The organism is Streptomyces sp. NBC_00647 (assembly GCF_045207245.1).
Taxonomy (GTDB): Bacteria; Actinomycetota; Actinomycetes; order Streptomycetales; family Streptomycetaceae; genus Streptomyces.
Genome location: NZ_CP109040.1, coordinates 9,353,394 through 9,370,380, shown reverse-complemented (window position 1 = coordinate 9,370,380; position 16,987 = coordinate 9,353,394). Strand labels below are relative to the sequence as shown.

Sequence of the window (16,987 nt, the reverse complement as noted above, 5' to 3'; positions counted from 1 at the left end):
CCTGACCCACCGGGAGTCGGCAGGTCGGGCGGCCGTCGGGCCAACCACACACGTCCGGCCGAAAAGGTCACCCGCACCGCTCCCGACGACGGGCCGAACACCTCCGGCCGGCCGGCAAGTCCTCCCGGTGCGCGGGTGATCGACACCTGAAGTCTTGACAGGATCGATCACGCGTCACAGTCTTTGGCAACGTTGTCATTCGCCCTGACAACGTTGCCAACCCCAGTGCTCGGCAAGCACCACCCGTGTGATTGGACACCCTGCTGATGGCTCAGCCGAATCCGCCGCACTCCCCCACCCGACGATCGATCGTCCTCACCGGCTCGACGCTGCTGGCCGGATTCGGCCTGGGAACCGCGTTCCCGGGCACCGGCGCGGCCACCGAGCGCCAAGGCCCCGATGTCCCGCGGGGGTCCGCGGAGGAACTCGCCGTGTACCGGCCCGTGACCGTCTCCTCGACCGACTACGCCCCCACGCCCGGGGAGTTCGTGGTGGACCGGGTCCCTTCCCCCGGCGTGCGGGGCACCGGGTGGCGTGCGGCGGGCGGTGACCCGCAGTGGATCTCCGTCGACCTCCAGGCGGAATGCCGCGTCACATGGATCCGCCTCACCTTCGAAGCCGACGCGAGCGACCCGGTGTTCACCCCTCCGGCGAGCGGGAACTGGGCCGACGGAACCACCGGCAAGGAGATCCTTTCGAGCTACGCGGTCGACTTCGTGGTCGAGACATCGCGTGACCGCTCGTCCTGGGCGAGTGTCTACAGAACGACCGCCGGAACCGGCGGTGTCGTCGACATCCAGCTCCCCAGGGCGACCACGGCCCGCTGGGTGCGTCTGACCTCCCGCAAGCGGTCCAGTGCCAACCCGCTCGGACTGAACGGCTTCGAGGTGTACGGCACCGCGCAGGGGCATCGTCCACCGGCCACGGGCTGGACCGACTGGGGCACGCACGACGGCCACGCCCCCGCGCTGAAGCAGGCCGACGACGGCACGGTACCGCTGGAGTCCGGCTGGACGCTGACCATGGACGACTGGGCCGGGGGCGACGGCCCCGCGCTGTCGCGGGAGAGCGTGGACACCCGGACCTGGCTGCCCGCCACCGTGCCCGGCACGGTCCTGGCCTCCCTCGTCGACCAGGGCAGGCTGCCCGACCCGGTCGCCGGCCTGAACAATCTGCGCATCCCCGAGGCGCTCTCGCGCCACTCCTGGTGGTACAAGCGGGACTTCGAGGTGCCGCGCGGCCTGCGGAGCGGCGCCGGACGGCGGATCTGGCTCGAGTTCGACGGCATCAACCACCGGGCCGACATCTGGCTCAACGGGCAGCATGTGGGCGGCCTGTTGTATCCGTTCGCCCGCTCGGCGCACGACGTCACGGAACTCCTGCGCGTGCAGGACGGGAACGCGCTGGCGGTGAAGATCACGCCGATGCCCGTCCCCGGCAGCCCCGGGGACAAGGGACCGGCCGGCGAGGCCTGGGTCGACGCCGGAGCGAACCAGATGAACCTCAACTCCCCCACCTACCTGGCCTCTTCGGGCTGGGACTGGATGCCGGCCGTCCGGGACCGCGTCGCCGGCATCTGGAACCATGTCCGGCTGAGATCCACCGGTCAGGTCGTGATCGGCGACCCGCGGGTGGACACCGTGCTGCCCGACCTGCCCGACACGTCGACGGCCGAACTGACCATCGTCGTCCCGGTCCGCAACGCCGACGGCGCCGACCACAAGGCGACCGTCACGGCCGCGTTCGACGACGTACGGGTCTCGAGGACCGTCACGGTTCCGGCCGGCCGGAGCGTCGACGTCGTGTTCGGCCCGGACTCGTTCAGCCGCCTGCGGCTCCGCGATCCCGAACTGTGGTGGCCCAACGGGCTCGGAAGCCCCCGCCTGCACGACCTCACGCTCGTCGCCCGCGTGGACGGCACCGAGAGCGACCGGCGCACCACCCGCTTCGGGATACGCCAGTTCGGCTACGACTACGACATACCGCTGCCCTTCGTGGCCACCGGCGACGCGTACACCCAGACCGTGGACCTCGGCGCACAGCAGGCCCGCCACATCCGGATCAGATGCCTGACCCGGGCCACCGACTGGGGAAGCTCGCTGTGGGCCCTGTCCGTGTTCGACACGTCACGGCCGGGGACGGACCTCGCCCTGCACGGCGCCGCCGCCGCCTCCACGGTGGACGAGGACGGCCACGGAGCCGGCAATGTCACGGACGGCGACCCGGCCACCCGGTGGTCCTCGGCCTACCAGGACGATCAGTGGATCCGGGTGGACCTGGGCTCCACCCAGTCGTTCGACCGGGTCGACCTCGTCTGGGAGAAGGCCTACGCCCGGACCTTCGTGGTGCAGGTGTCCACCGACGGTTCCGAGTGGCGAGACGCGCGGGCCGTCGACAACATCGCGGTGCCGCTGCCCTTCAACAACGGCGACGCGAGCCTCCAGGTGGAGGAGTTCGCCCCGCGCACGGCCCGCTATGTGCGTATCAAATGCGGTCTGCGAAACACCAGTTGGGGCAATTCCCTGTGGTCCCTCTCGGTGATCGACAGCACCGATCCCGGTACCGACCTCGCGCTGCGCATGCCGGCCACCGCCTCCACCGAGGACGACGGTCACCCCGCGGCCTCCGCCACCGACGGCGACCCCGGCACGCGCTGGTCCTCGCAGTACGCGGACCACCAGTGGATCCGGGCCGACCTCGGCGCCGCGCGGCGCTTCGACCGGGTGGCCATCGTCTGGGAGGCCGCCTATCCGAAGACGTACACGATCCAGGTGTCGGACGACGGCGACGCGTGGACCGACGTCAAGTCGGTGACCAACACCCCCGAACCGCTGAAGATCAGCGTGAACGGCGTCCGGGTACTGGCCCGCGGCGGCAACTGGGGCTGGGACGAGCTGCTGCGCCGGATGCCCGCCGCCCGGACGGACGCGGCGGTGCGCATGCACCGCGACATGAACTTCACCATGATCCGCAACTGGGTGGGCAGCAGCAACCGCGAGGAGTTCTATGCCAGTTGTGATGAGCACGGGATCCTGGTGTGGAACGACTTCCCGAACGCCTGGGGCATGGACCCGCCGGACCACGACGCCTTCAACACGACCGCCCGGGACACCGTGCTGCGCTACCGCATCCACCCCTGTGTGGTGGTCTGGTGCGGCGCCAACGAGGGCAATCCTCCGGCCGCCATCGACAAGGGCATGCGGGAAGCGGTCGAACAGCAGGCGCCCGGCATCCTGTACCAGAACAACTCGGCCGGCGGCATCATCACCGGCGGCGGCCCCTACGGCTGGGTCGAGCCGGAGAAGTACTACGAGCCGTCGACCTACGGCAGCAACGGCTTCGGCTTCCACACCGAGATCGGCATGCCGGTCGTCTCCACCGCCGCCAGCCTGCGGAACATGACCGGCGACGAGCCCGAGTGGCCGATCCGCGGAGCGTGGTACTACCACGACTGGAGCGAACGCGGGAACCAGGCCCCGCAGAACTACAAGGCAGCCATCGAGGCCCGCCTGGGCGCGACGACGGACCTCGACGACTTCGCCCGCAAGGCGCAGTTCGTCAACTACGAGAACACGCGCGCCATGTTCGAGGCCTGGAACGCGCACCTGTGGGACGACGCCAGTGGTCTCATGCTGTGGATGTCCCACCCCGCGTGGCACAGCACGGTCTGGCAGACCTACGACTACGACTTCGACGTCAACGGCACCTACTACGGCGCCCGTTCGGCCTGCGAGCCGCTGCACGTGCAGGCGGACCCGAGGACGGGTCAGGTCATCGCGGTCAACCACACCCGTGCAGCGGTCGAGGGGGCGAGGGTCACCGCCCGCCTCCACGACCTCTCCGGACGACAGCTCGGCACCCCGCACACGAACGAGGTCGACGTCCCGGCCGCGGCCACGGCCCGGGCCTTCACCGTCGGCTGGGCCGACGGCCTGCCCGACCTGCACCTGCTGCGGCTGACGCTCGAGGACGCGTCGGGGCACCCGCTGTCGCGCAACACCTACTGGCGTTATCGCAGCCCGGCGGCCATGAAGTCCCTCACGACGGCCGAGCGGGTCCGGGTGTCCGCCTCGATCACGCGTCTCTCCCGGACCGGCGCGCGCCACGAGATGACCGCCACGGTCCGCAACCGGGGCAGGGCCGTGGCCGCGATGACCCGGCTCTCGCTGCTGGACCGCGGCAGCGGTGACCGTGTCCTGCCGACGCTGTACAGCGACAACTACCTGTGGCTGCTGCCGGGCGAGTCCCAGCAGGTCACACTGTCCTGGCCGGCCGCCGCGCTCCCCTCCGGTCGGCCCTCCCTGCGCGTGGAGGCGTTCAACAGCGACCCGACGTCGGCCCCTTCCTGAGACGAATGCCCGCTTTACCCACCGAAGCCCGCCTTCGACATGCGTTCTCGCTGCTCAGGGGCTTGTCGCCGCTGCGGTTGCCTGGTCTTCTGTACGCCGGTGATCGATGGCGCGTCGCCTCACCACGGTCTGTCCGCGGCCCGTGGTGAGGCGAGGCCGGCGGGAAGGGCGACAACGTGGACTCAGTGGCTGGGCAGGACATCCGGAGGGGACTGCCCGAAGGGCTGGGTGCGGCGATACGCGAGACCGCCGAGGACATCGCCGCGCTGCTGGGACCCGATGCCGACATGGAGCTCCGGATTCCCGGGGCGGAGTGGAGTGTCGGAGAGGCGGCGGCGCATCTGGCCGTGGCCAACGAGCTGATGGCGGAGCTCGCGGCAGGACATGCGCGCCCCTACGGGGACGGCACACCGCAGAGCCTCGCCCAGGCCAATGAGCGGTCGCTGGCGGAGTTCGGCGAGCGGGCGGCCGAACCGCTGGCGGCGATGATCGTCCGACACGCCGATGCGTGTGTGAAGGCGTTGGAGGAAGGGGCGGCGGAGGACCCCGTCGTCACTCCGCTGGGCCCCATGAGCCCGCAGGAACTGGGGTCGTACCTGCTCACGCACATGCTCGGCCACGGCTACGATCTCGCCCGTGCGCTGGGCCGGGCGCACATGATCGACCGGGTCCGGGTCGGGCTGACCCTGCCGTTCATGCTCACGGCGATGCCCCGGGTGACCGATCCGCTCCGCGCGGCCGGAATGAACGCCCGCTACGACATCCGGCTGTGGGGCGGCGGCCGGTTCGGCGTGACCCTGGCCGACGGCGTCCTGTCCGTCGACCGGGAGCCACCGGTCAGGCCGGACTGCACCATCCTCATCGAGCCGGTCACCTTCCTCCTGATGGGGCTCGGTCGCCAGGGACAGGCGGGTCCCATCGCCCGCGGCCGCATCATCGTCTGGGGCCGCAGGCCCTGGCTCGCTCCCCGCTTCCCGGGTCTCTTCACCGCGCCCTGAGAAAGCGGTTCCTCGCGGCGGCAGGACCGGAGGGGTCAGCCGAGCCTGCGGTCGAGGTTGAAGGCGGCGCTGATCAGGGCGAGGTGGGTGAAGGCCTGGGGGAAGTTGCCGCACTGTTCCCCGGTGTGGCCGATCTCCTCCGCGTACAGGCCGAGGTGGTTGGCGTACGTGAGCATCTTCTCGAAGGCGAGGCGGGCCTCGTCGAGACGGCCCGCGCGGGTGAGTGCCTCGACGTACCAGAAGGAGCAGATCGAGAAGGTGCCTTCCTCGCCCTTGAGGCCGTCGGGACTCGCCTGCGGGTCGTAGCGGTAGACGAGGGAGTCGGACACCAGGTCCTCGCCCAGGGCGTCGAGGGTGGCGAGCCATCTCGGGTCGGTCGGGGAGATGAACTTCCCGAGCGGCATCATCAGCAGCGACGCGTCGAGGATGTCGCTGTTCTCGGTCTGGGTGAAGGCGTTGCGCCGCGGAGACCAGCCCTGGCTCATGATCCGCCGGTAGATCGTGTCGCGGACGGCGCCCCAGCGGATGATGTCGGCGGGCAGACCACGGTGCCGGGCCAGCCGCATGGCGCGTTCGATGGCCACCCAGCACATGACGCGGGAGTAGAGGAACGGCTTGCGGCCTCCGCGGGTCTCCCACACTCCCTCGTCGGGCTGGTCCCAGTTGTCGCACACCCAGTCGACGAGCCCGCTCACGGTGTCCCAGTGGGCGCTGGAGAGGGGCTGCCCCCACTTGTCGTAGAGGTAGAGGCAATCGACCAGGGCGCCGTAGATGTCCAGCTGAAGCTGGCCGACGGCGCCGTTGCCGATGCGTACGGGAGCGGATCCGCGGTAGCCCTCGAGGTGGGTCAGCTCGCGTTCGGGCAGGTCGCGGCGCCCGTCGATGCCGTACATGATCTGCAGCGGGCCGTCCGGGCCGACGCGCTCGGGTATGTCGCTCTGGACGTGCTCGGCGAGGAAGCCCATGAAGGCCTCGGCCTCGTCGGTGAAGCCGAGACGCAGCAGGGCGTACACGCAGAACGCGGCGTCACGGATCCACACATAGCGGTAGTCCCAGTTGCGCTCGCCGCCGATCCGCTCGGGCAGGCTGGTGGTCGGCGCGGCGATGATGGCGCCGGTGGGGGCGTACGTGAGCAGTTTCAGCGTGAGGGCGGAGCGGTGCACCATCTCCCGCCAGCGGCCGCGGTACCGCGACTGGGACAGCCAGCGCCGCCAGTAGCGCACGGTCGCGTTGAACTCCCTCTCCGCCTCGGACACGGCGCAGAAGCGCGGGCCCACGTCGTCGTCGATCTGGTCGAGGGTGAAGACCGCGGTCTCCCCCTCGTGGAGTTTGAACAGCGACCACACATCGTGTCCGGCGGTCTCGATCGGCACCGTGGAGGTCAGGGCCAGTCTCAGCACGGACGAGGTGAAGATCGCCTGGCCGGAGTCCACGCGCACGGTGTGCGGGACCGTCCCGTACTCGAAGCGGGGCGCGACTCGCGCGCGAAACGGCAGTGTTCCGCGGACGCACACCACGCGGCGGATCAGGCGGTGCCGGCTGGCCTCGCGCGAGTCGTCGACGACCGGCATGAAGTCCTGGATCTCACCGACCCCGTCGTCCGCGAAGAACCGGGTGATCAGCACATTGGTGTCGGGGAAGTAGAACTGTTTCGTGCGCGCCAGGACGTCGGCGGCCAGTTCGAAGGAGCCACCGCGGTCGGCGTCCAGGATCGAGGCGAAGACGCTGGGCGCGTCGAAGCGCGGGCAGCAGTACCAGTCGATGGTGCCGTCCGTGCCGACCAGGGCCGCGCTGCGCAGATCGCCGATCAGACCGTGGTCGGCGATGGGCAGGTAGCGAGGGGTGTCCGCGCCGCGCGGGCCGCCGGGCGCACCACGGGCCCCGTCGTACGCGCCGGGCCCCGCAGTCACGTCAGCCATACCGGCCTCCTCTGGGCTGTCGCCCGAGCCCCCTCCGTTCCAGGCTAACGAGTCATCCGGAATCGGGGGCGCTCGTGCATCCGGACTCCCGCCACCCGACCCCTCGTACGACCGCGCAGGCGGACCGCCGCCCGCGGGACGGGCGGGCGAGCGGGGCACGTCGTGCTCCCCGCGAAGTCGTGACGTGTACGGCCGTGGACCCTGCGTCCACGCGGCCGTGCCGTCAGTGCTTGAGGACGACCTTGGCGGCCACGATGGTCAGTCCGAGAGCCAGGTTCACGAAGCCCTCGGCGATGACCAGACCGCGGGAGGCGCCTGCGCGGGCGGCTCCGAGGCACGCCCACATGACCTGCTGGGCCACCGCGACACCCAGGGCGATCCACAGGCCCGTGTTCACGCTCATGTCGAACAAGGCGCTGAGGGCCACGGCGGCAGCGGGAAGGGTGGCGGCCTCGACGATGGACCACTCGTGGGTACCGATCCGACGGATCTCCCGCCAGGACCAGACCTGACCGACGATGCGCTCCCCCGCGAGCTGTGCGTAGACGTGGGTCGCCCAGAAGACCAGGCCGGTGATCACCAGCAGCACGACCGCTTCGAGCCGTGGGTACTCCCCTCCCGCCCCGGCGGTGGCCACCACGGACGCGGCCAGGATGGAGCCGTAGATGGCGCCCGCGTAGTCGGTTCGATGGCCTGTCGACGGGTCCGCACGATCCCCACGCTCAGGGGGCACGCTGGAGCGACTCACCAGCTCACCATAGGAGGAGCGCCACGGCCGCGCCCGGCGAGCGTGCCGTCCGGGTCGCCGCGTGAGCGGGTTCGGACACGCGCCGGCCCTCATGGCCCGAGAGCTCCGGCACGGCTCACGCCCCGCCCCGCCCCGCCCTGCCCCGCCCTGCCCCGCCCTGCCCCGCCCTGCCCCGAGTAGCGGACACCCCCTGACCTCCATCCCTGCGACGGTGATCTCGTACAGGACAGCGCGCCCGACCGGAAGGACCCGATCACCGTGCACACCCCGACCGCGGCTCCCTCGCCGCCCGATGGAGAACGGGCCGACCACGCCGACGGCAGCAGTCACCGGCGCGGCACGACGACCGCGCCGCGGGCCGCCCGGTCCGCCCCGGAGCCCGGCTTCTCCGGGCGCCCTTCCGGACCGTCGCGCACCCGTGACGAGCGCCGCGCGGTGACACGATGACCGTTCTCGGCAGCCGGGCGCTCAACCGGGCGACGCTCGCCCGTCAACTGCTGCTCGACCGCGCGGACGTACCAGCGCTCGACGCCGTCGCGCACCTCTGCGGCCTGCAGGCCCAGGAACCGCAGGAACCCTTCGTCGGACTCTGGTCGCGACTGCGCGCGTTCGCCCCGGCGGCCCTGGACGACCTGCTGATCCGGCGCCACGTGGTGCGGACCCACCTCATGCGCCGCACGGTGCACCTCCTCGCCGCCGACGACGTCCTCGGCTGGCGAGCCCGCCACGACGCCATGCTGCGCCAGAAGGTGCTCGGTACCTACCGCCGCGAGCTCGACGGCGTCGACCTCGACGAACTGGCCTCGGCGGGACGCGCGTTGATGGCCGACGGCGAGGCGCGCTCGGCGGCCGACATGGTGCGCGCGCTGGCCACGCGCTGGCCCGCGCCCGGACGACGGGCTCTCGGCGAGATGCTGGTCGCCGCACTCGTACCGGTCGCGCAGACGCCGCCCCGCGGACTGTGGCGTGCCAAGGCGGGCGTGCACAACGTGCTGCTTTCCTCCTGGCTGGGCCGGGACGTGGACCCGCCCGCCCCCGACGGCTCCGACCCGGTCGGCCGGGCCCTGGTCCGCCGGTACCTGGCCGCTTTCGGCCCCGCCACGTCCTCCGACCTGCGCGCCTGGTGCGGCCTCGCCGGGCTGCCGGCCGCCGTGGCCGCCGTACGGGAGGAACTGGTGGCCTTCCGCGACGAGGCGGGCCGGGAACTGCTGGACCTCCCCGACGCGCCACGCCCTGATCCCGACACACCCGCCCCGGTGCGGTTCCTGCCCGCGTTCGACAACGCGATCCTCGGCTACCAGGACCGCGCCCGGATCGTCGACACCGCCCACCGCGGGCTCTCGGTCGCGGGCGAGCGCGTGGTGCTGCTCGACGGCCGGGTCGCCGCGACCTGGAAGGCCGAGGCGGACACCGTGGTCGTCGCCCCGCTGCGCTCGTTGTCCCCGGCCGAACGCTCCGCCGTCGCCGAACAGGGCCAGGAACTGTCGTCGTTCCTCTCCGGCCGGGACAGCGACCGCGTACACGTCGTGGCGGCTCCGGGGTAGGGCACGTCGGACGGCCTGCGGGTCACGGTCGAGCGGACCGGGTCGGCCCGATGCCGGCCGCCTCGGCGGCGAGTTCGCCGCGGATCAGCTCCAGGAGCCGTCCGGCCCAGTTCCGTCCGCGCTGCCCGCCCTCGCTCCAGTAGTACGAATCCGCGGTGGAGTAGAGGATCGTGGCGTCCCCCGTGCTGAGCAGAAGCTCCGCGAGCGCGGGATGCTGGGCGTACTTGGCCCGCATCAGCTCCGCCATCACGGCGAGTCGAGCCTGTCCCCAGCCCGGGCGCGGGGGAGCCGCCTCGGCCGTCCGCCTGGCCGCGTAGTTGTTCTCGGCGGCGAGCACCGCCTGCTGCCGGGTCTCGTCGTCGGTGGACAGGGCCAGGTAGGCGCGCTCGACGTCGGGATACTCGACGCCTCGCGCCTGGATGCGGCACGGGTACTCGTTCCGCAGAGCGAGCAGGCCCGGGTCGTCCGGCCAGCCTTCCGGGAAGACCGTGTGCGCGAGCCTGACGGCGGGGGCGACGGGCTCGGCAGGTCCGAAGATCTCGGTCCTGGCCTCCTGTTCGGTGCGGAGTTCACCGTGCCGGGCGAAGTAGGCGAGCGCCGAGGCGTGCATCTTCTCGGTGACGGCTTCGCCGCCGCGCGGCATGCGGCCGCCGACGCCGACCGCCAGCACTTGAAGGGGCCGGTCCTTGTTGTCCATGTCGCCCAGCGCGTAGTGGCGCAGGTGTTCGGGGATGGCGAGGTAGGCGTCGAACAGGTGCCGTCGGCGCTCTTCCGTCGGGTCGGCGAGGTAGGTGTCGGCCGCCTCCCGGCATCGTTCGGTCGAGTCGGGGCGGCCGTTCAGCTCGTCGATGGTGTCCCGGACCTCGCCGAGGAGCATCTCCGGGGTGACCCACGACTCCGGCGCATCGAATCTCCATGAGGCGACGTGATGGATCGAGGCCCTGGCCCCCTGTTCGAGCGTGGTGGCGACCCATCCGGAGCGGAGCTTCTCCTCGAAATCGGCCACACCGACGAGTCCCCAGCAGTCGATCAGGCCGTCGGCGTAGACGATCAGGTCGGTGAGGTAGTAGTCGCTGCCGTTACGGATGAACGCGTGCCGCGTGGTGCCGGGTATCCGCTCGCCGTCGACGTGCCGGTACGTGGGGTGCTGGGCTGACATGCCGCCAGCTTAGGGCGGTGATCACAGAGGTGTCCGCCGGGCCGGTCGGACCGCCGGGCTCGCCCTCGGGACGGACGGAGTCTCGGCAGCGGGCACGGGCCGGCCCCGTTTCGAGGCCGGAGGCCATCGATCCGCGCGCGTGCGCCCGGCGCAATGTCTGTACGGCGCCCGCGTCCTGAGATAGCGTCACCTCGCCCACCACGATTGAATCGTTTCAACCCGCTGAGGAACGAGGCGCCATGCCGTTGAACAGCACTCCTGAGAACGCCCCACGGTCGGGTCTCCCCCGGCGAACGGTCGTCGCCGCGGGGGCCGGTGCCCTGGCCCTGTCCGCCGCGGGCCTCCCCGTCGCGGGGACCGCGTCCGCAGCCGAGAGATCGGCAGGTACGGCGACCCCCTCGCCGGCACCCCGTTCCGGAAAGGACTGGCAGCGCTATGTGCAGGCTCCGGCCTCCCGCGCCGTGCGGCCGGTGCGCGTCATCGACTCCACCGGCGATGTCCGCAGCCCCGAGGGCCTGTTGAAGTCCGGCGGCCCCCGGACCGTGCTGCGGCGCCCCGAGCCCACGCCGGCCCCGCGCTGGCCCGAGGGCACCGTGGCCGAGGCCTCGTCGGCTCACGCCGGCAACAACGGCAACGACGGGCAGCCGCGCACCTACGACGCCAAGAACGCCATCGACGGCGATCCCGAGTCGTTCTGGAACGACGACACGCTGGGCACGTTTCCCGACACGCTCACCATCACCCTGCCCGCGTCGCGGGAGCTGTCGGGCATCACGATCGTCTCCAACAGCGACGGCGTGCCCACCGACTTCGTGGTCGACGTGTGGCAGGACGGCGCGTGGCAGACGGCCGCCACGGTCGAGGACAACGATGTCATCCAGCGGGCCGTGCCGTTCACGGCCAAGCTCTCCACGACCAAGGTCCGCATCACGGTGACGGGCGTCCAGGACACCCCGCGCGGAGCCTTCACCCGGGTCAACGAGGTGTGGCCCGAGCCTGTCGCGCCGGTGGTGCCACCGAGTGTCACGGTGGACTTCGGCAAGGTCGTCGTGGGATTCCCGCGCGTCCGCTTCACCTCCGCGTCGGACAACTCCCCCGGTGTGCGGCTCGCGTTCTCCGAGACCAAGCAGTTCCTGACCGACCGCTCCGACTTCACCCGCTCCGACCAGTCCGGCGGCGCGGGCCGGGGAACCGACCAGTTCGCGGTACCGGCCGCGGGCGCGGACTGGACCGACCACAAGGGTTTCCAGGCAGGCGACAAGGTCTACGCGGACGGACTGCACGGCTTCCGCTATCTCAAGATCACACTCGACGCCCTGGCGAGCGACGCACCCGCCGCGCAGCCGTGGGGATCGGTCGAGATCGACTCCGTGGGCCTCGACTTCAGCGCCTACCTGGGCACGCCGAGCACCTACCGGGGATGGTTCCTGTGCTCCGACGACGACCTCAATCGCTACTGGTACGGAGCCTCGTACACCAACGAGCTGGTCACGGACACCTTCCGTCAGGACGACGTCGACCCGCGCAACGCCTGGAGTCCCTCGCTCGAAGGCAAGCTGGTGCTGCACGACGGCCCCAAGCGCGACCGGGACCCCTATGTCGGTGACCTGGCGGTGTCGGCCCGGACGCTGTATCTGACACATGACGACACGGCCGCTGCCGCACGCAACGTGCTGGCGGACCTGGCCGACCATCAGCGCGCCGACGGATGGATCCCACCGGCATCGATCGGCGGCTACACCCTCCCCTTGTTCGACTATCCGCTGTGGTGGGTCACCTGCAGTTGGGACTACGTGCTCTACACGGGAGACCGCTCCTACGCGAGCCGCTACTACCCGACCCTGCTGAAGGTGCTCGACACCTGGTATCCGAGTGTCACCGACAGTGCCGGTCTGCTCAGCAAGGGACTCAACGGCACGGGCGGATACGGCGATTACGCCTTCCTGGACCGCACCGGACGCATCACCTACTACAACGCCAACTACGTCCAGGCACTCAACGACGCGGCCCGGCTGGCGCGTTGGATGGGCCATGAGGGTGACGCGGAGCGCTGGAGCCGGCGGGCCGCATCGGTGAAGGACGCCATCAACGAGCATCTGTGGGACGAGGCGGCTGGTGCCTACCTCGACTCGGCGACGGGACCGGTCAGACACGCGCAGGACGGCAACGCGATCGCCATCACCGCGGGTGTCGCCGGGAGCGAGCGCGCCGCCTCGGCCCTCGCCCATCTGGACGCCTCCACACAACGGCCGTACGGCAACGCGTTCATGGACAACGACACCATCTTCGGCGATGCCTCACAGCGTGTGTACGCCTTCACCTCGTACCCCGAGATCGTGGCACGCTTCGAGACCGGGCGGGCGGAATCCGCGGTCGACCAGATCCGGCGCACCTACGGCTGGATGGACAGCCACGATCCCGGCACCACGCACTGGGAGGGCATCGGTCCCGGCGGGTCGCTGTACGAGGGCGCCTACACCAGCATGGCGCACGGCTGGTCCACAGGCGTTCTCCCCGCGTTGACACATCAACTGCTCGGCGCCCTGCCGACATCCCCCGGCTACGCCACATGGGAAGTGCGGCCACATCCCGGTGGCATCGCCTGGGCCCAGGGACAACTGCCCACACCTCAGGGCCCGTTGGAAGTGAAGTGGGAGAACTCCGCGCAAGCCTTCGAGTTGACCGTGCGCGTGCCCGCGGGAACCCGGGGCGCGGTCGTGTTCCCCATGGACAGTCGTGATGTGACGGTGCGAGGCGGCGGGCGCCTGCTCTGGGACGGCCGACGGGCCTCCGGCAGCGGCGTTCGGGTCACCGACGGCCGGCTCACGGTCTCCGGCCTGCGCGCGGGCACCCACAGCCTCTCCGCCGTTCGGCACGACTGAGAGACCTCGCGTCGCGGGGAAGCGAGCGCGGGGCCGACGCTCAGTCGGCCTCGCGCTGTCGCGTGCCGGTCGGGCGGAAGCACGCCGTGACCGTCTTCCCGTGCCGCTGGCACTTCATGCCCCACTCGTCGGCGAGCATCCGCACAATGCCGACCCCGCGGCCGGACACCGCGCCCGGCTCCGGATCACGCTGGAGCGGCAGGGTGGAGTCCTCGTCGTGAACACTCACGTGAAGGCAGTCGCCGTCCCAGGTGAGAATGAGATGCGCGTCGCTGCGGGCGTGAACATGAGCGTTGGTGAGCAGTTCGGACACCGTCAACACGACGGCGTCGACCGTCTCGGGTTCCTCGGCCGTCCACGGCAGGGACTCCAGGTGCGCGCGGGTCCAGCGCCGGCCGGCGCTCACACCTCCGGAGACCGGGAACGAGTGTGCCCAGCCCATCGCCTTGACCGCCATCGCCCGACCTCGCTCCCGTTCCTGCAACAGTTCCGCTCTCGTACTGGCCCTGTACCCGCAAGCCGCCCACACACTCGGCGCAGCCGCCGGCGGGCCCGGGAGATCACGGCGACAGTGCGTGGAGAGTTGATGGACGCTCCTGGACGGTCGCCCCATCGGTGAGACGCTGCGGAGCCCCGAAAAGGCACCTCGGGAGTGAACGTCGCGCCACAACTCGCGCTCCCCTTTGGGGCGAACCATCACGCGAAGGGAACAACAGGCCAACACTGTCCGTACTATCTGTAAGCCGGGGCATACGCATCAAGTGCGGCTGCCCATCCCTGCAGCCCGGTCAACGGGAACAAGCCCCGCCCCCCGGCGGCTTCATGGTGTGTTCATGCGGCGGCCGCGCACCGAAGAGAGGTCTCCATCGTGCCCGACACCAAGACTCCCACCGAACTGACATCGCACTACACCGCTCAAGTGGTCGGCGACCTCGAGCGCAACGCCAAGGAACAGGAGCGCATCGGCGCGGAGATCGACGCGCTGCAGGAGCAGTTGACCGCTCTGCGGCAGGACCACGCCGTCCTCACCAACCTGCACCAGGCGTTGGGTGCCACGAGCGCTCTCACCGAGACCGCACCCGAGCCCACCGTGGTGCCCTCGGTCCCCCAGCAGAAGACCCCTGTCACCTCCACCAAGGCCACCAAGGCCACCAAGGCCACCAAGGCGGCGGACGGCAAGCGAACGCGGTCCAAGAAGGCCGGCGCCGTGAAGGACGCGCCCGCCCGGACGCCCGCCGCCAAGAAGCCCGCGGTGAAGGACACATCGACCCAGCCCACCCTCATCGAGCTCATCCGGCGCTACCTCACGGAACAGAGCGAACCGCGCTCCGCCGCCGAGGTGTCGACGGCGCTCGGCCAGACCCACCCCGACCGCCGCATCCAGACCAACGTCGTCCGCACCACGCTCGAGAACCTCGTGGCCAAGAGCCACGCCCATCGTGCCAAGCAGGGCAGCTCCGTGTTCTACACGACGACCGACGCCGCGGAGCCGACGGCGCCCGCGCCGAGCTCGGAACAGCCGGCGGAGAAGGTCAGCAACTGAAGCCGGTCAACCTCGGCACACGACAGCGGACTTGGGCAACCATGCCGACCGCGTCGACGGGACGGGACTGCGCTCGTGACGGCCGTCGGCGAGTCCGGCGCGGCTCCGCACCCGACGCCTTGATGTGCCTACTCCCGGAGTCGGGCTCAGGCCCGCCGTCGAACCCGGGCGGCCCGTTCGAGACGAGGGTGTGAGGGCGGCCCGTTCGAAGTGAAGGTGTGAGGGCGGCCGGTTCGACGTGAAGGTGTGAGGCAGCGACAGCCGTCCCGGACTCCTGGTGCTCGCCGTACCGGCGCGCACCGCGCGTGCCGGTCCCGCCGTCATCGGGGCGCCCGGGTCACCGGGCTCCCGACGGGTCCACGGGTGCGAGGCTCTCGGTCTGCGGCCCTGGCCCTGGGCCGCACCGAGATCCGGTCGGCAGGCCGACATGCCGTGATCTCGGATTTCGTGGCCCCCTGACACACCGGACCATCGCTCAGGCCGTCACCTTGGCGACGAACGCCGCCAGGTTCGCGACGGTCCGCTGGATCTTCTCCTCCAGGGTCAGCGACTCGTGGAGCCGCCCTCCCACGCCCGCGTCCTTCTTTCCCCTGACGTACAGCGAGCAGGCCAGGTCGCTGCACAGGTAGGCGCCGACCGAGTTGCCCTGCTGTCCGGCCTTCCCGGCCTTGAGCGCGACCATGAGGGAGACACCGCCGGTGTGGGTGGTCACACACACGGAGCACATGCTGCGCCGCATGTGCCCCGCGATCGAGCTGGGGCAGCGCAGCATGAGGGCCTTCGGGCCGCCGCCCAGCTCGGCCACGATGTAGGCGCGTTCGGGTGACTGAGGGTCTCGCCAGCCCAGGTAGTCCAGGTCGTCCCAGGGCCGGTCGGCCAGGTCGCGCGGGACGGAGAGGCGCTTCGCCTCGCCCTTGGTGCAGTTCACGAACGCGGTACGGATCTCTTGCTCGGTCAACGGCTTCATATAGCTCACGGTAATTTGCCTAAAGGTATTAGGCAAATGCATAATCAGTTACGCCAAGGGAGAGGAAGGACATGGTTCGCGCGGGACTGAACGCCGAGCGCCTGACACGGGCGGGCGCCGAGCTGGCCGATGAGGTCGGCTTCGATCAGGTGACCGTCTCGGCGCTGGCCAGACGGTTCGACGTCAAGGTCGCGAGCCTGTACTCGCACCTGAAGAGCTCCCAGGACCTCAAGACGCGGATCGCCCTGCTCGCTCTGGACGAGCTCGCCGAGCGCGGTGCCGCCGCACTGGCCGGGCGGGCCGGCAAGGACGCCTTGACCGCCTTCGCGAACGTCTACCGCGACTACGCCAGGGAGCACCCCGGTCGTTATGCCGCCGCTCAGTTGAGGCTGGACGCCGAGACGGCGGCCGCGAGCGCCGGTGTCAAGCACGCGCAGATGATGCGGGCGATCCTGCGGGGCTACGAGCTGGAGGAACCGGACCAGACCCATGCCGTCCGGATGCTGGGCAGCGTGTTCCACGGCTATGTGAGCCTGGAGGCGGGCGGAGGCTTCAGCCACAGCGCCCCCGACTCGCAGGAAAGCTGGACCCGCGTCCTGGACGCCCTCGACACCCTGCTGCGGAACTGGCCCGCTCCCTGACCGACGCCCCGACCGTGGGGACGCCGACGGTCCGTACGCCCCTTCCAGGGCCCGGTGCCGGACACCGCCGACTCTGCCGGTGTCCGGCACGGAACCATCCGCCGTGCTCCCCTGAAGACATCGTGCATGACACCGCGTCACCACCGCATTGCCGGTTCCCGGCAGTGTTGCCTAGGCTCTGCGTGCCGGTCAGCGTCAGGAAGTCGTCACCGGACCGTCAAGAAACCGGGGGACTCC

At 70.7% G+C, this 16,987-nt stretch carries 11 protein-coding genes; 6 read left to right on the top strand and 5 right to left on the bottom strand.

What is annotated here, in order from left to right:
• The first annotated feature begins 266 nt into the window (after positions 1-266).
• Entirely contained in the window at positions 267-4,349 is a 4,083-nt protein-coding gene (locus OG788_RS41180) for a discoidin domain-containing protein (protein ID WP_406376028.1), read from the top strand.
• Between the two features lie 185 nt (positions 4,350-4,534).
• Positions 4,535-5,347, top strand: a complete 813-nt coding sequence (locus OG788_RS41175) for a maleylpyruvate isomerase family mycothiol-dependent enzyme (RefSeq protein ID WP_406376027.1) — start codon at positions 4,535-4,537, stop codon at positions 5,345-5,347.
• 35 nt (positions 5,348-5,382) lie between these two features.
• Here the strand turns inward: OG788_RS41175 and OG788_RS41170 are convergent, their stop codons facing one another.
• The gene (locus OG788_RS41170; protein ID WP_406376026.1) at positions 5,383-7,266 is read right to left on the bottom strand and encodes a glycoside hydrolase family 15 protein; all 1,884 of its coding nucleotides are present in this window, start codon (positions 7,264-7,266) and stop codon (positions 5,383-5,385) included.
• Between the two features lie 223 nt (positions 7,267-7,489).
• Entirely contained in the window at positions 7,490-8,014 is a 525-nt protein-coding gene (locus OG788_RS41165) for a hypothetical protein (protein ID WP_406376025.1), read from the bottom strand.
• 443 nt (positions 8,015-8,457) lie between these two features.
• Here OG788_RS41165 and OG788_RS41160 point away from each other — a divergent pair, with 443 nt between their 5' ends.
• Positions 8,458-9,558 carry a winged helix DNA-binding domain-containing protein gene (locus OG788_RS41160; RefSeq protein ID WP_406376024.1) on the top strand — a complete coding sequence of 367 codons (1,101 nt, stop codon included), beginning with the start codon at positions 8,458-8,460 and terminating at the stop codon, positions 9,556-9,558.
• 22 nt (positions 9,559-9,580) lie between these two features.
• Here OG788_RS41160 and OG788_RS41155 read toward each other — a convergent pair whose 3' ends face one another.
• Positions 9,581-10,717 (bottom strand): NADAR family protein, encoded by a 1,137-nt coding sequence (locus OG788_RS41155; RefSeq protein ID WP_406376023.1) that lies wholly within the window; start codon positions 10,715-10,717, stop codon positions 9,581-9,583.
• A 239-nt stretch (positions 10,718-10,956) separates the two neighbouring features.
• Between OG788_RS41155 and OG788_RS41150 the strand changes: the two genes are divergently transcribed.
• Positions 10,957-13,599 (top strand): alpha-L-rhamnosidase C-terminal domain-containing protein, encoded by a 2,643-nt coding sequence (locus OG788_RS41150; RefSeq protein WP_406376022.1) that lies wholly within the window; start codon positions 10,957-10,959, stop codon positions 13,597-13,599.
• 40 nt (positions 13,600-13,639) lie between these two features.
• On the opposite strand, the gene OG788_RS41145 is transcribed toward OG788_RS41150, so the two are convergent.
• Entirely contained in the window at positions 13,640-14,056 is a 417-nt protein-coding gene (locus OG788_RS41145) for an ATP-binding protein (protein WP_351549441.1), read from the bottom strand.
• 411 nt (positions 14,057-14,467) lie between these two features.
• On the opposite strand from OG788_RS41145, the gene OG788_RS41140 reads away from it, so the two are divergent.
• Positions 14,468-15,142, top strand: coding sequence for a hypothetical protein (locus OG788_RS41140; protein ID WP_406376021.1), 675 nt, complete (start codon positions 14,468-14,470; stop codon positions 15,140-15,142).
• Positions 15,143-15,617: 475 nt separating this feature from the next.
• On the opposite strand, the gene OG788_RS41135 is transcribed toward OG788_RS41140, so the two are convergent.
• Complete coding sequence (locus OG788_RS41135) at positions 15,618-16,109, bottom strand: FBP domain-containing protein (protein ID WP_406376019.1); 492 nt, start codon at positions 16,107-16,109, stop codon at positions 15,618-15,620.
• Positions 16,110-16,180: 71 nt separating this feature from the next.
• Here OG788_RS41135 and OG788_RS41130 point away from each other — a divergent pair, with 71 nt between their 5' ends.
• Complete coding sequence (locus tag OG788_RS41130; protein WP_351549450.1) at positions 16,181-16,750, top strand: WHG domain-containing protein; 570 nt, start codon at positions 16,181-16,183, stop codon at positions 16,748-16,750.
• Positions 16,751-16,987 lie beyond the last annotated feature (237 nt).

Excerpts from the sequence above, each read along its gene's own strand:
- OG788_RS41180 (WP_406376028.1), top strand. The coding sequence starts at position 267 with ATGGCTCAGCCGAATCCGCCGCACTCCCCCACCCGACGATCGATCGTC.
- OG788_RS41170 (WP_406376026.1), bottom strand. The coding sequence starts at position 7,266 with ATGGCTGACGTGACTGCGGGGCCCGGCGCGTACGACGGGGCCCGTGGT.
- OG788_RS41160 (WP_406376024.1), top strand. The coding sequence starts at position 8,458 with ATGACCGTTCTCGGCAGCCGGGCGCTCAACCGGGCGACGCTCGCCCGT.
- OG788_RS41155 (WP_406376023.1), bottom strand. The coding sequence starts at position 10,717 with ATGTCAGCCCAGCACCCCACGTACCGGCACGTCGACGGCGAGCGGATA.
- OG788_RS41150 (WP_406376022.1), top strand. The coding sequence starts at position 10,957 with ATGCCGTTGAACAGCACTCCTGAGAACGCCCCACGGTCGGGTCTCCCC.
- OG788_RS41145 (WP_351549441.1), bottom strand. The coding sequence starts at position 14,056 with ATGGCGGTCAAGGCGATGGGCTGGGCACACTCGTTCCCGGTCTCCGGA.
- OG788_RS41135 (WP_406376019.1), bottom strand. The coding sequence starts at position 16,109 with ATGAAGCCGTTGACCGAGCAAGAGATCCGTACCGCGTTCGTGAACTGC.
- OG788_RS41130 (WP_351549450.1), top strand. The coding sequence starts at position 16,181 with ATGGTTCGCGCGGGACTGAACGCCGAGCGCCTGACACGGGCGGGCGCC.